This window comes from Rhizobium sp. C1, from assembly GCF_021026335.1.
Taxonomy (GTDB): Bacteria; Pseudomonadota; Alphaproteobacteria; order Rhizobiales; family Rhizobiaceae; genus Ensifer_A.
Window position 1 is genome coordinate 81,345 of the sequence record NZ_JAJNCY010000002.1, and the last position, 15,130, is coordinate 96,474.

The 15,130-nt window shown below is 53.2% G+C and carries 13 protein-coding genes; all 13 read left to right on the forward strand.

Annotation, left to right across the window (positions count from 1 at the left end; genetic code table 11):
• Positions 1-66: 66 nt before the first annotated feature.
• The 13 genes from LQK83_RS05900 to LQK83_RS05960 all read left to right on the forward strand — a co-directional run bounded on the left by LQK83_RS05900 (position 67) and on the right by LQK83_RS05960 (position 14,905).
• On the forward strand, positions 67-2,055 hold the full coding sequence (locus LQK83_RS05900; RefSeq protein WP_230836443.1) for an AAA family ATPase: 1,989 nt from the start codon (positions 67-69) through the stop codon (positions 2,053-2,055).
• Complete coding sequence (locus LQK83_RS05905; RefSeq protein WP_230836444.1) at positions 2,052-2,588, forward strand: hypothetical protein; 537 nt, start codon at positions 2,052-2,054, stop codon at positions 2,586-2,588. The genes LQK83_RS05900 and LQK83_RS05905 overlap by 4 nt, the downstream gene beginning before the upstream one ends.
• Before the next feature lie 65 nt (positions 2,589-2,653).
• On the forward strand, positions 2,654-2,947 hold the full coding sequence (locus LQK83_RS05910) for a hypothetical protein (RefSeq protein ID WP_230836446.1): 294 nt from the start codon (positions 2,654-2,656) through the stop codon (positions 2,945-2,947).
• 417 nt (positions 2,948-3,364) lie between these two features.
• Entirely contained in the window at positions 3,365-4,741 is a 1,377-nt protein-coding gene (locus tag LQK83_RS05915; protein WP_230836447.1) for a hypothetical protein, read from the forward strand.
• A gap of 926 nt (positions 4,742-5,667) precedes the next feature.
• Entirely contained in the window at positions 5,668-6,789 is a 1,122-nt protein-coding gene (locus LQK83_RS05920; RefSeq protein ID WP_230836449.1) for a hypothetical protein, read from the forward strand.
• A gap of 571 nt (positions 6,790-7,360) precedes the next feature.
• Positions 7,361-8,389 carry a hypothetical protein gene (locus tag LQK83_RS05925; protein ID WP_230836450.1) on the forward strand — a complete coding sequence of 343 codons (1,029 nt, stop codon included), beginning with the start codon at positions 7,361-7,363 and terminating at the stop codon, positions 8,387-8,389.
• A gap of 100 nt (positions 8,390-8,489) precedes the next feature.
• Positions 8,490-8,948, forward strand: a complete 459-nt coding sequence (locus tag LQK83_RS05930) for a hypothetical protein (protein ID WP_230836451.1) — start codon at positions 8,490-8,492, stop codon at positions 8,946-8,948.
• A gap of 2 nt (positions 8,949-8,950) precedes the next feature.
• A complete protein-coding gene (locus tag LQK83_RS05935; RefSeq protein WP_230836452.1) occupies positions 8,951-10,921 on the forward strand; it encodes an AAA family ATPase in 1,971 nt (656 codons plus the stop codon).
• Positions 10,922-11,109: 188 nt separating this feature from the next.
• Complete coding sequence (locus LQK83_RS05940) at positions 11,110-11,670, forward strand: hypothetical protein (protein WP_230836454.1); 561 nt, start codon at positions 11,110-11,112, stop codon at positions 11,668-11,670.
• Positions 11,671-11,783: 113 nt separating this feature from the next.
• Complete coding sequence (locus tag LQK83_RS05945; protein ID WP_230836455.1) at positions 11,784-12,353, forward strand: hypothetical protein; 570 nt, start codon at positions 11,784-11,786, stop codon at positions 12,351-12,353.
• Positions 12,354-13,000: 647 nt separating this feature from the next.
• Entirely contained in the window at positions 13,001-13,549 is a 549-nt protein-coding gene (locus LQK83_RS05950; protein WP_230836456.1) for a hypothetical protein, read from the forward strand.
• Positions 13,550-13,792 carry a hypothetical protein gene (locus tag LQK83_RS05955; RefSeq protein WP_230836458.1) on the forward strand — a complete coding sequence of 81 codons (243 nt, stop codon included), beginning with the start codon at positions 13,550-13,552 and terminating at the stop codon, positions 13,790-13,792.
• 78 nt (positions 13,793-13,870) lie between these two features.
• On the forward strand, positions 13,871-14,905 hold the full coding sequence (locus LQK83_RS05960; protein ID WP_230836460.1) for a hypothetical protein: 1,035 nt from the start codon (positions 13,871-13,873) through the stop codon (positions 14,903-14,905).
• Positions 14,906-15,130 lie beyond the last annotated feature (225 nt).

Consider the following 15,130-nt stretch of genomic DNA (forward strand, 5'->3'; position numbering starts at 1 on the left):
GCAGAACATGCGCAAAAATCGCATGCGTGTTTTCGAAGCTGAAATTCAAACATTGGAGAACATGTAATGAGTATCTTCAAACCTTCACCAATTGAACGCGATCTCTATTCGATCACTGAGATGATCAATCGCATACGGTGCCGCCGAATTTTCCGACACTACGAACGCGCACTGCGATATACGATGTACGTCGTTTTCGAAGCTGAGGAAGACAGCGCACAGTACGACATTTTCTGGAAATTTCTTGCTGCTGAAGTGAAAGATAAAAATCATGTGCTAACCGACCGCGAGCTTATGTCGATAGACGATGATGATTTTCAACAGCGTGTGAAAAGCACGAAATCCATTGTGATCAATCTCGAAGATTCGGCATTCGATGTCAAAAAATTCAGGCAAAAAATTAATCAAGTGATTTTTCTGTCGACATCTAGCAATGTTGACAAAAAGCTCCAGGCGATTTGCGACATCAACATTTTCGTGCCGCACATCAGCAGACGCGACATTTTTCTTGCGGTAAGATTGCTCTACGGCATCGAGATCACGAATGCGCAAGCGATTACGATGCTTTGCAATCTCGATATCATCGATAGCATTTTTAATCGCCATAAGCCTTTCAGCAGGTCGTGGGCAGCGCTTGAAGAGATCGAGCAACTGAAGCAGGAGCAGGTAGAAGAGCCGGTGACGCCTACATTATCGCCGACCGAATTGCGCCTTGAAAACCTTTCTGGATACGGCGACGCTCGCGAATGGGGGCTCGATCTCGCTCGCGATCTGCAAGCTTATCGTGAAGGCAAGTTGTCCTGGGATCAGGTATCGAAAGGCCTGCTGTTGTCTGGCCCGCCCGGTTGCGGAAAGACCACGTTTGCGAGGGCTCTCGCTGCATCGTGCGAAGTGCCGCTGATTACTGGTTCGTACGGCGAGTGGCAGGCAAAAGGCCACCAAGGCGACATGCTGAAAGCGATGCGCAAAGCATTTGCGTCGGCTAAAGAAGAAGCTCCGTGCATTTTGTTCATCGACGAAATCGACGATTTTTCTGATCGTGATTCTGAAGAAGACGGTCATCGCAGCTCTTACATGCGCGGCGTCGTGAATGGGTTGTTGGCATGTATGGATGGAGCTGACGGTCGCGAAGGCGTTGTCGTAATTGGCGCATGCAACAACCACACAATCGTTGACCCAGCTCTCAAGCGCCCTGGACGTCTTGATCAGCACATTATCATTCCGTTGCCGGATGCAGAGGCTCGGCTTGGTATCATCGGACATCATCTCCGAAAGCTCAATGTCAGTGAAAATTTCATCTCTGATCATGATGCAGTACGCGAAGACTTTGTAAAAATTATCGATGACACGGCCGGTCACTCAGCTGCTGATCTCGAAAAGATCGTGCGAGATGCGGCGAAGATTGCTCGGAAAGAAAATCGCGAGATTACGGTATCCGACCTTCTCGCATGCCTTCCGCCGCGTATCCAGCTGTCGTCAGATTACATCTACAATTCCGCAATTCATGAGATCGGTCACGCTATCGTCGCCGCTGCTTTTGGCCGAGAAATCGAAGCTATCGCAATCGCTGACAGCATTCGTGCTGATCAGAAAAGCAGAAGCATTTCTGTCGGCGGCGTGATCATAAAAACGCGGCCTGACGACAGGATCGCGAAGAACCATCAACTGAATACGATCTGTCTGATGCTCGCAGCTTCAGCAGCAGAAGAGATCATTTTCGGTGAGGCGACGACTGGCCGAGCCAATGACTTGCATGAAGCGACCAAGTTGGCGACTGAAATCGAAGTAAGTTACGGATACGGCCGCACGCTGAGTTCGGATGGTTACGGACTCGATGCATGCGAGCTGACGTATATGCGCATGCGCGATGAAGATTTGCGGGACCGCGTGCACCACACACTCGAAGATCAAATGAAGAGGGCCCGCACGATTATCCGTGAGCATAAGCCCGCTCTGCTTGATCTCGCGCGGAAACTTGCAAGCGATCTGCATCTCGATCCGGCAGAAGTCTATTCGGCTATCAAAGGTCGTAAGCTTGAAGAGGTGGCGGCGTGAGCAGGTGGCAAATTACGGAAGGCCCTGAAGGCTACACGCCGGTCCAGTGCTACGGAGTTGTCGATGATTTGCCCTGGTATTTCAGGGCTCGCGGGGCTCAATGGAGCCTAGATATTGGCGGCACTGTAGCGACGAACAGCGAAGAAGACATCACGGTTCAGAAAGAGATCGAGATTTATGGTGAGCCGGTTGTGTTCGATGTTATCGACCAATCGAAGATTATCGAGCGCGTGCCAATTTGGTGGCACTGCGAGAGCTGGGGCAAATGGCCTGAAGCCGGATACATGTCGAATGATGATGTCTATTCATGCATCGAAAAGGCCATGACGCTTTATATGTCTGGTACTCCACCAGTTGTCGAAAAGGGCGATCCTGGCTGGCGAGAATATGTTTTCAAGAGCTGGAGTGAAGGCTTCATCAGCACTGATCTGGCCGTGAAAGAATTGGATTTTTATGATTGGAAAGAGCTGAAAGATTACGCTCTCGCTCACAATATCGAGCTTCCATTTAGCATAAAATATAAGCGCGATTGAATATTTGCGGCCGACAGCTTTCTCCTGCTTTCTAATCGAAAGAAAAAGAATGCAGGAGAAATATCATGAGCGAGAAAAAACCATGGACATATGATGAGAGAGATTATCTTGTTAACGCACTGATTGCTGGACAGACAGTCAGACAGATAGCTAAACATCTCGGCCGGTGTACGTATTCAGTCTCCACCATGTTTTCAAAAATCGGAGCGGAATCTGAGGCCGATGGCATCAAATTTCCAGATCGCTCGAAAGCGAAAAATCGTAAATGCACGAAATGCCGTTTGCCGATTTTCAGTGCGCATTCAGGCTATCGAATCTGCGGATTTTGCAAACTCACAGAAGATTATCGCTGCTCTTGAAATCAAAAAAATATCTCTCTATATGGCCCGCACCTGAAAAACTTGAGTGCGTATGATGATTTCACCGAACGGTTATATTGTTGACGAAAACCGAGAATTTTCACCGTTCGGTGAAATTGAGTTCGAAAAAGGTATAGCTGAATTCGAAAGCCGGTGTGACGAAATCACTGCTATGATGCGCGAGATCATCCGATCTGAAACCCCACGAGCTTTTAATGCTGACGCTCTTATGAGCTTAGAATATGCTGTCTGTCTGCCCATCCTCGGCGGAGAGATTATGCAGGATGGCACGCGCATTAAATCTTTGAGCTTTTCACGGCGAACGCTTTTGACTGCCATCAAACGCGGGGAGTTGAAGGCAGTTTTCAGAAAGAACGCGTTTTTAACAACAGAAAACAACCTGAAAGAGTGGCTAGAATGGCAAGAAAACAATCCGGAGCAAGGCTTTGGCTCGAACCAGAGCGCCATCATAAAAGCGGCAGTATCACAAAAGGGACATGGTACATCCGCGACACATCGCTCGACGGAAAGCCCATTAAAATCTCGACAGGAGTCCGCGCTGGCGAGGCTGATGAAAAGCAAAGAAGAGAGGCTGCGCTCGCTGAATACCTGAAAACCAATAGTGCGATTGAGCCCATCAAAGAGAGCGCTTTTCAGTCGGCAAAGAAAACTTCGGTTGCGGACGTGATTTCTCTGTATATTGAAAAGCGCCTGAATTGGAGCCAATTCTCGACCGATTTTGATAAGCCGCTCGCACGTCCCGCAGACGTCGAAAACCGGCTGGCAATCTTGCTCGAATTCTTCGGCGAGATGACTGCCTATGACGTGAGCGTAAAGAACGTCGACGAATTCTCACGATGGCTTTATCAACGTCGAATTGTGCAAGAACGGCAAAAATTTGATAGGATGATCTCCGAACAATACCAAAAACGCAGGACAGAAGCTGGCAAACGTAGGCTTAAAAAGCTGATAGAGAGAAAGGCTGCTTTCGAAGAAGCGCTGAAAAAGCCTGCCGATCAAGCCAAAGCAGCGCGTCGTTATCTCGAAGACCTGCAAGCCGCTTTCAATCTTGCTGAGCGCTATCAGATGATCACGCATGCGATCAAAGTGCCAAAGCCTAAAAAGTACAAAGTGCGTCAAAAGGTCTTTACGCGATCAGATATTGCGAAACTTTTAAAGACCGCTTGGACGAAAAAAGGCCTGGCATTCATCGATGGAAAGCCGCAGCGTGATGTTAGGATTTGGCGTCACTTGGCACGATACATCATCATCGCTGCTTATACTGGATCGAGAAAGGCACGGATTTGGAGAGCTTCGTTTACAAAGTCAAAAGACCGTCCCTGGATCGAGGTCAAAAAAGTCAATGGTATCATTACAGCTACGTATCATCGGATCGGAGAAGGCGAGAAAGAGTACGAAAAGAAGCGTGCTCCGACAATTGAGCTACCTACTCGTCTGGCTGCTCACCTTTACCGGTGGAAGAAAATGGGGCTGGAGTATCCGTGCCAGTGGCACAACGGTCAACCGGTCGATCCTAAGGGCAGCCTGCGCGATTGCATTGTAGAATGTTTCGGTCCTGATAGCGGCTTTGTAGGCCATTCGTTTCGGCACACTGCAGCAACCTTTTTGATGCGGGATACGACGATGCCGGTTGCTGATATTGCTGGTTTCATCGGTATCACAATCGATACGCTGATGCGTGTTTATGGTCACCATCGATCAAAGAATACGAGGCATGTCGGTGAAACGCTGGTCCGCATGCGCGATCCAGTTGAATATCGGCATGCAACTTGAAGTCGGTAAAATCCTACGACTTTTTACGACAGAATGATTTTGAATGAGCCTACACGAAATGACACGGAAAGCCGAAAAAGCTAAGAAAAACAGTGTTAGGCTTAGTTCAAATTCGTTGACCTCTTTCGTTCGGGACGTGGGGGTCGAGTGTTCGAATCACTCCACTCCGACCAGCTAATTCCCTTAAGAATCAATATTTTGAGAGTTTCCCCTCATGAGGGGAAGGCGCAATTGCGTCGTTTTTGACAGAAATTCTGACAGAAACCCCTGTCGAGATTCATCTTCCTCCGGGAAGCGGGCAGATCTAGCGCTATCAGCCTCTCGTGGAGTAAAGCCATTTACATCCCGCTTAATACTCCTAATCACCTATCCCGTCGCAATGCCCCGCGTTAGATGAATGCCCTCCCTTCTAGGGCCGACAACGCTGGTCGAAACAGCGGGGCACCATAGAGATTGACATGGCGCTCATTGATCAAAGGCGGAGTATGCTGCCGGCAAATGGAAGATGGAGCCCCCTTCTCGAGAGTCGAGAAATCTTGATCGGCGACGCGATGGATCACCAAATCCGCCGTTGGTGATGCGAACCGCCCCATTGATCTCGGAGGGTAAAAATTGTCGCCGTGTCGTTATGTTTGGCGACGATCAGCGACCTCCTGCGATGGTCTTAATGCGACACGGTCACATCTCTACTGAACCGAACTGAGAGCGTGCCGCACTGGTTCAGCCGCCATTCAAACCTCAGTTTTGGGTGCGTTAAAATGTCGCAGTTTACTTCGAGAATCAACCGCGATTTACCCTCAAAAAAGGTCGTTTTCTGGCTTATCAAGCCATTGTCAACATTGGACAATTTGACAACTCGAAAAATCCGACCGACCATTTCTATGTCAGCACAAAGCTGACGTGGAAAACGTCAAACGGAGAAGCACATGACGGAATACAGCAATGTGAAGCGTGCGGAGATCGCGGCCAAGAAGGAAGGCAAGAGTGTGCCAAAAAGCGACATGTCTTGGATCGACACTGTCGCTACGGATGAGGACCAGGATGGCGTCCTTAGAGATGTCACAAGCAAGCTACGCTTCCTGAACCGGATGTCGACGGAGCATGCGTTCGCCATCGGGCTGGAGTTCCAGCGTGCAAAAGCCATCATTCCACCCAAGAGCTTCGGAAAGTGGCTGAAGCCTGTCTCAGGCTACACCGTGAAGGCAGCCACCTACTATATCTCGGTCCACGAGAAACTCGCCGATTACAAAGGCCGGCTGATCGCCGCAGCAATCGCGCCGACCACCATGTTTATTATGGCCAAGGGTAGCAAAAGTGCAATCGAGACCGCGCTCCGGGCTTTCGAAAACGGTGAACGTTTGACCGGGAGAGCGGTGCAGGCAATCATTGACGCAGAGAGCGACGTCGCGAAAACCGAGCAGACGCCGATTCTCCTGAACACCGCTGGCCTAGCAGGTCTAAAGAAGGCGGCGGCGAGGCAGATTGAAGAAATCTCCCTATTTCGATCAATGCTCGACCGTATTCGCAGTGATGTCGAGGAAGCTTTAAAGCCGTTGGAGCACGGACGGGCAGTCGTGAAAAAACACCTCGCCGACAAGATTGCGCTGGATTTTCGGCACGCCCACGATCTGCTTTGCAGTATCGCCGTACCTGTCAAGCCAGGGCTCTTTCCCTACAATAACTGGACTCCCGGAACGTTTGACAAGGATACCGCCTGGTACAAAGTTCAAATGCTTCTCTTCAAAGCGGGAAATGCGGAAGCGTGGCCTGACCGGATTGATTTTGTTCCCTGGCTTCAGAATGAGGTACTTCCGTGCCTGCGCTTCGTCCTTGACGATGAGCCACTACCAGGATTTCCGCTCGTTGAGGGGAACAAAGCAGACGCCGCGGTAGATAACGTAGACAGGGTTGGAACTAGCGCCGAAACCCTCGAACGCACCGAGATCCCCTACGCCCCTTCCATCGACAGCTCCGATCTTCCGGAGATAACGGTAACCCGTGCGCCCATCGAAGAGATTGCTGCCAACGAGATCACTCAGTCCGCATAATCTTGCCGCTGCTGCCTGAGCGTCACCTCGAACCCCGCGTGAGCGGGGTTTTCTTTTGTCCGAGATTGCGGGACGCGACAGAAATTAACCATATCCGCGTTCTGTGTTCCTGGTCCGTTTCCAGGGCCCTTGCTGCAGCTCAGATGACCGGCTACCTTTTGCAAGTCGGCGGAAGAACAATGTCTGCAGACACTTAGCGGCCTTCGCTGGTGCTACCAACACCAGCAAAGGCCTGACCCGAAATCCTTCTCTCGAAAGGAAACAGGCTATGTTCAGCCATACCCTTTACGCTTCCGTCCTGGAAGTCTGCCTGCATTCTTCTCCTGTTGAAACCAACGCCGGACTTCACAGCGCCTGTTCGTTCGCCAAGCACCATGCTGGCGTCCAGAACATCACAGCACCTGCGGAATTCGCGCCCCACTGAGGGCCTGCCCGTTTTCCCGATCAACAGTCGGTCAATCCCGTGCTCCGAACCCAATCACTGAATGGGCATCGGAAAATGCGCCGAAACCGGAAATAATTTCCGCTTCGGCGGCTGGCGCGGCGCATCGACCGGAACCAGGAGAATCCCATGCCCGATCATGGATCAAATCACTCCAGACAGCCGAAATCCCCAATGCTCGGCACCACAGGGTTGCCGCCCGCACTTCAACGCATCTTACAGTCTGAACTTCGTAAGTCGCTGTCTGTCGATGCGCTGAAAACGATGCTGAACGGTGGCATTCCTGGCCTTGCCAGCCTTGCAAATGCAAAGGCGGTCGCGGAGGGCCGCGTCCTTGAGCAGGCGATCACCATACTCGCGGAGAGCAATCGACAGGTCGACGTTCTGATGCAGGTTCGCTTTCCGGTGCTGGACGCCGCGCTCGACATCGTCGAGCTGAACCCTGAGATCAGTTATCGGGGCCTCAGTCTCGACGTCGGGACAAGGACGCGACGCAGCTACACCGCCGATCTGGTCATCATCGACCGTCAGTCTCGTCGCGCTCATGTCGTTGACGTCAAACGCAGCCTGAAATCTTATGACGCTGTCAAACTCGAGGATTTGAGGCGGCGAATGCTCGCTTCAGCGATCGTCGCTCCGGACCTTCTTTATCGAGAGTACAAGCGGATTGCTGTCACTGAAGTCAGGGTCGTCATCTTGGAAGTGGATGGCAAGCGTACTGATTTGCGTCAGGGCATCTGGTCCCTCGACGAACTCGACATCCTGCTTGACGTCGAAGGTGCAGCAGAGGCAGTCCGCGCCTTGCGAAAGCGTTTCGAGGAGGAGGCCGAAAGGAACCTTGCCTGTGCTCAGGAACAGGTCCTCAACGATTCGATTGCGGCACGCGAACGCCATGGGCGTCTGATCCAGAACGGCGATCCTGAGACGATGTTGAAATGGATGCAGTCGTCTCAGAGAAACACCGGCAGAAGCGGTTGCCACAATGGCAAAGACGGCCTGCATCCTGTCCGTCCGGTGTCGACCTGCGGCGACGATGAGGGCTACAGGTCGGGCGTCGAAAAAGATCAAGTCGGTCGACATCGACGATCGAAGGACGCTGGCAACAATGATGCTCGGCATCCCATCGTCGGTGTAGCGCTCCCTCCGGGCCTGAACTGACACTCAGGTCGCCGATCGAAAGCCTTTCGGCGACGTCAGCCAAACATCTGCACAGACCACGCCGGTCGAGTATCTCCCGGCGAACAGGAGAACTATGTCCATGTCAAACGTCCTCACGTTTCCCCGCCGCGTATCTGGCCGCGCAGATCCGTCACGTACCGAAGCCGCGAAACCGCCTTTCAGCGCCGGGACGACCGCGCTGGATCAAGCGACGGTGTCCGCGAAATCCGACGTCATCGAGAATAACCGACGAATCTTGCGGATCATCTCGAACAAGGGGCGTCGGATTGACCCGGATTATCCCCTTCCGGACGCCGCCGTGGTAATTGCTGCCGCAATGCGTTGTGTCCGTCGGCGGGGAAGGCGCATCACGGCTCTCCCGCTTGGAGTTCGGGCTGATCTCGAAGCGCTCTGCAAGGCCCACGATCCGGCTGCAATCCTCGTCCGAGACTGGATCAAAAGCAGGACACCGACTCTCAAGAAAACCGAAGATGTCGCTTCAGGAAAGATGGGCTCGGCTGAAGGCGAAGTCTTCCCTCTCAATGAGAAGGAGGTTTAATAATGGCGACCCTTGCCGATCGTATTGCTCATTATCTTCAGCGCCGGTGGGAGCGTCGTGCAAATCGCGAACTGTACGAGCGGGCCGAGAACGTCGGCCTCATCGAGCGGGCGGAGCTCTCTCCCGACGTGCCCGGTTCTGGTCTGAAATGGCAGCTAGCATCACCGCCTTTGATCGCATTCTCCGGCGACATCGCAGCCGACACGGAAAAGGTCGCCAGACTGATGAAGCGCCGTGGCATCAAATCCACCGAGCCAGAATCTCTCCTCGATTTTGAAGCTGACATTCATGTTGATGAAAGAGCTCAGACGTCCGACAAACGAAGACCGGTCGAAGTGGGACTGAACCAGCCGAGTTCCAATGCGCCGATCACGGGAGACGCCTCGGCGAAGCGGCTGGAACTGCTTCGACTGATCCGCGCCTTCCGGACACGTCGTCCTGTCATGGAAACGGCTGTCGCCTTGCTCGTTTCCCGAGCTGTGGCAAACAGTATCCCCGACCTCTCCATGATCACCGAAGTCATTCGACGTCCGAGTCCTATTGTTGCGATCCGGGCTGCTTCAAGAGGGTTCGAGGATGCATTTGGAGGAAGCCTTGAGCATGGCCTGATCCTCCCGTTCCGGACAAGTCCGGTAGACGGGCTGGGCGGTAATGCAATTGGGGGACGCTACCAGGACCATATGACCGATCCTCACCGGATCATGACATTCTCGGGCAAGACAATCCGCAAGCAGAGCCCCGCTTCGCTGAGGCGAGCGCTTGCCAAGGCCGGAGATATGCCGTCCATGCCCATCGTCATCGCCGACGAACTGCGCGAGGACCTGCCGTCTCGTGTCATTGCAGGCGTCGACTTGGTCATCGAAACAGGCGAAGTCGACTGCACCATGTTGGCTGAGCTTATGCATGTGTGCTTGGGGGTCGCCCCGAATGCAGCGCTCCGCGCGATGGAGCAAGCCAGCCTTCGCCCGCAGGGCCTCGGCCTGGATGATCTGGCGCTCGCGCTCCGACCAGGGCGGTCCGTAGAACGCATTATCTGGGCGCTGAAAGAACTGATCACGGCGAACGATGCCGAAAAAGATGAAGAGAATGGCGATGAAGCGGATCACAGCGAGCGCGGCAGCGGGAAGCGGGAAAGGCTTCGGAGATTTCGAAAGGACTCCAACAGCTTCGAATTGATCCAGCCAGCCGCTATCGAAAGACAGAAATCGATTGTCGAGGCGGGCGAGCAAGCAAGCTTGGAAAGCCGGGCTATCAAACCACTTCACATCGAAACCCTTGCTGGTTATGGTCCGGCGCGGGACTGGGCGCTCGAATTGAAGGACGACCTGGCGCTCTGGCGGGATGGCACGCTCGCTTGGTCTGACATGAGTACAAAGTTGTTACTCTCCGGCCCACCTGGAACTGGGAAGACGACCTTTGCGCGCGCATTGTGCAATTCATTGCAGGTTCCGCTTTTGGCGACGTCGCTGAGCCACATGCTCGAACCGGGATATTTGGGGGAGGTCCTGAAAGCCATGTCCGACGCCTTCGAGGTGGCCCGTGCCAATGCGCCTTCGATCCTCTTCCTCGATGAAATAGACAACATCGGAAAACGAGGCTCCGGCCAAAAGGACGGAGACTACTGGAACTCACTCGTCAACCGTGCGCTGGAGCTGCTGGATGGAGTCGGGAAAACCGAAGGCGTCGTCATCATCGGTGCCACGAACCTGCCTGATCGGATCGATCCCGCTCTCGTACGATCGGGACGCTTGGAACGGCATATTCGGATCCCTACTCCGGACACCGACGCGCTCGCGGGGATTCTTGCCCACCATCTCGGTCAAGACTTTCACCATGTGATGGAAGGTGCGCCCAACAATGTCCGCGACGGTATCGGCGCTGGCGAAAGGCCTCGGAAAACCCAAGCCGAGAACTCGCCTCGCGAGACAGGACAGCAATTGGCGAAGCCGACACTGAAAGGAGCAAAGGCATGACACCCCATTCCGATACCAATCCTGCCTCCGCTGGAAACGATGCCCTTCGTCCGCTCGCCTTACTTGCCTCCGGTATGACCGGAGCCGATGTGGAAAGGTTGATCAGAGAGCTGCGCGCTAAGTGCCGTCGCCAGCGTCGGCCATTGACCTGGTCTGTCCTCGAGAATGCCCTCCGTTGCGACAAGTCTATGCCATCGCTTGATGTGCTTCCTCAGATCGCGGCACATGAAATCGGCCACGCATTTGCCTATGAACTGCTCTGCGTGGGGGACGTCCAACTCGTCAGACTTGGACCGACGCTAGCGGTCACGGAGATCGCTATCAAGCCCGAGGCAGTGGTCACCGCCGAAGGTGCTGACCGATACATTGTTTGCCTCATGGCCGGACGAGCTGCCGAAAAACTTCTCTTCGGCAACGTGATGCTGGGGTCGGGTGGGTCGGAACAGAGCGATCTAGCGCAAGCGACACATGCGGCGCTTCAACTGGAGACGGTCCTCGGCGTTGCCGAAGAGTATCCGCTTGTCTATCGGCCGCCATCGCAGGCGGGCGACATGCTTCTGTACAGGTCGGATATCGCCAAGCGTATCCAGCGTCGGCTGGAAAAGGCAGAGGCGAGGGCAGTCGATCTTCTGAGCCCCATCGTGAAGCCAATAGCTGTCATGGCGTCCAGGCTTGTCGACGCTCAGGTCGTCGAAGGCGATGCCATCAGGGCGGCCCTGACTGAGCATTTCGCCGGATCGCGGAAATAGCCCATTGCAGGCGATTCATAATTAAACGCCGTTTGTCCGCATAGGCTTCAGGTTGATCAACGACGCAAAATCGGGTTCGGGCGACATTTGCTTCGAATTCGATGGCGGTTAGGTTGTCCGAAGTCTATATGAACTCCTGGGACGCGAAAAAGCATCGTGAAAGTTCACGGACACGTCGTTTGAAGTCAGAAAACGTCATCTCAAGTTATGGAAACGCGATTCAAAAAGTCACCAACGCGATTCCTGAAATGGTAGACGCGTTACTGAAATCTGAGATCGCGATTCATCGAAAAATGGCGTTTGTCTCTTGCCGCCGGCAGACCAAAGATTGGCTATCGCGCCAAACGAAGGAGATGACCATGGCACGAAAATCTAGGGGGCAACGAAAGCAGGAGCAACAAGAACGCCAAGCTGCGGTCAGAGCAAAGGCCAAGGCGACGAGGAGGCCTGGGCGTGATGACTTTGCCCGTGTATTGTTTTGGCAGATGATCCGAGCGGCGCAACGCGATCAAGACCCTCGTCAGAAGCTGGATCGGCTACGCGACAAGTTGACGGAGGTCCTCGAAAGCCAGGGGTTTAACTTGAAGGAAGCCGAGGATGTCTTTGAAGACCTAGCGAAAAAGTATTCCAATGGGCTCAATCCGTTCCGGCCGAAGTTCCACATCGTCTACCCGCCGGAGTGATGGATAGCCTTTGGTGGGTATGAGCTTATGCTGAAAATAGAAGCCCTGATGTGATGACCCTGGTCATTTATCAGGGCTTTCTTTTTGCCCTTGTCCAGGCTTCATCCCTATATTCTCGATGGCCGACTCCTCCGACTTTCCGTCCGGCTGCTGCCTGCAAATATTGCGTTCCCGACGTTCCACCTGCAAACGCCGTTCTATCAAAAAAGATCCTGCTCCCCCATTACTCTTTATCACGCCGTTTGCACGTGAATCGCGCAAACTGGAGAGGCTGTAGTATCGAACTTCGAATTCGGCTGACGTAAGACCTTTTCTGAATGGTGTTGAAAGACACCACATCTGTTTTTCAGCTTCAGTTCGCCATGAGTTCTTTCAATTTCGAAGGCTGCTGACCGGTTAGGCGGTTTTTGAATGTGGCGACCGGAGTCTTTCATTCTCTGGCTGTCGAGTTGAAATATATAATAAAATCAAATGGATGAAATATTCATAATGAATTTATTCGATTTTAAGTGATGTAGACGAGTTCTTTATTTATTTTTTTCCAATTGAATCGTATGAAAGATGAATTTTATAAATAAAAGAACATAAAAAATTGAATTTCCGCTGAGGTGACGTATAGTATTTCTGGCTGGACGCTGGAGTTGTTTATGTCTGAATGGCGATTTTCAAAAGAAGTGCTGGAGCCGCTCCCTGAGTATGGGCTGTCGGATCAGCGACTGGACAATGAGCTTACTAAGATGAATGCAGAGGTTGAAGGATATATCACCCGTGGCGAGCTGTTGGTGCAAAAGCTTAGGCGGCATTTCGCTGCCGAACGCGTCTATGACCCTGACATCGACGCGCCGTTAAAGCTTGCGCTCGCTGTTTGCCTTCCTGAGTTGGGTGGCGAACTCCGGAGTGGCCACTCCAAGCAGGGGCCGACCTATACTGTCAGCGCCTTGCGAGGTGAGATTCATTCTGGGCGTCTTGCGGCCATCATGCACCGCGGAAAGTTGATGGTGACGCGGAGGACCGTTCGCGACTGGCTCGTCTCTCTGGATGGCAACATCAAGCCGTCCCGCGACCCCCTCAAAGAGAAAGCGGTCGATTTCGTTCCTGAGAGCCAGAAATCGCATCGAGATACCGTTCGCGCGCAGGTCGCCACAGAGCGAGCCCGCGCGAAGCTTGACGCGCTAAAACTTAGGAGGCCGAAGTAAATGGGACGTCCGGCTAAAGGTGTTCGCCATTGGTACGACAAGCAGCAGAAGCGGTACTTCATCAGAGACGGCAAACTCAAAATCAGCCTGGGATTCGGCAGGGAAGCAGAAAATCATTTGGAGCGTGCCGACCTTGAGGTCGCCCGTTATATTGCCGAACGTCAGGCTGGCGATCAGCAGAAACTGAAGAATCAGGAAGCCGCCGCGGTTATAGTGGCGGACGTCATATCCCTTTATATGTAGCAGAGGTTCGAGAATTGGCAGCTGCATTTCGATGCGCCGCCGTCCCGCCCCAATGAAGCCCTTGCGAGGCTGGCCGTCGTGCTCGACTTTTTCGGTGAGATGACGGTCGATCAAATCGATGATGACACGGTGCAGAATTTCATTCGATATCTCGACGATCTTGCCTACAAGCGGGAGGTCGAAAAGGCCGCTGCCGCGTACGCCAAGCTCAAAAAGCGCCGCAACTACAAGCCGAAAAATGATCTCGGAGCCAGAACCGACGTGCGCGAACATAAGCCGAAGGCCGTGATCCGCTACCTCGATGACTTGAAGGCCGCGGTAAATTATGCGCATCGAAAAGGCCTGCTCCGGCATACTGTGCATATCCCGACGCCAAAAGACTACGAGATGAGGAAGGCCATCTTCACGCGGCAGCAGATTGCCGTTCTGATCCATGCCGCAAGACGGAAGAGGGGGCTTGCGTTCATCGATGGCAAGCCAGTGCCGGACGCGAAGATTTGGGAGCACCTGGCGCGCTTCATTCTGATCGCTATCTATTCCGGCTCTCGGAAGTCGAAGATCTTCCGCATCGCTTTTTCGGATCAAAAGGACCGTCCTTGGGTCAAGTTCCGACAGGTGCGGACCCGTTCCGGTCAACTGAAGTACAGAGCGACCTTCTATCGTCTCGGTGACGACGAAATTGCGTTCAGGAACAAGCAGGCCCCCGAGCTTGAGGTGCCGGGCCGGCTGGTTGCCCACCTCGAACGGTGGAAACGGATGGGCCTCAAATACCCCTGTCAGGACGTGACAGGCCATTCCGGTGATCCGTCGGGTTCCATGAGAAAGCTGTTCGGAGAGGTTTTGGGTGATGAGGAGGATGTCGTCATTCACACGCTGCGACACACCGCGGCCACCTGGCTGGTGTCCCGTGCGGAACTCCCGCTTGCAAGTATCGCGGGGTATCTTGGAATGAGCATCGAAACACTCGTCCGACGATACGCAAAGTTCAGAAAGAGCGATCAGCTCCTCATCGGCAGAGCGATCACCGAAAGCCGCGTTGGCGTCGAATTCGAGGATGACGAGGAAATTATTTCCGCGAACGGAAATGGCCGTTTCCTACGCCGATCGGCCTGACTTTATTGAAAAAAAACTGACAGAAACTGACTGTATAGGTCGTGATGGTAATCGATGGAAATTTGAAAAAGCGTAATGAGATCAAATTTATAGTTTCTAGATTTCTGCCGCAATCACTTTCTATCCACGGTCGGGACATGAGGGTGGAGTGATCGAGTCACTCCGCTCAGACCAGCTAATTCCCTTCAAAATCGATGATTTATGCGACTTCCCCTCGGGGTGTAG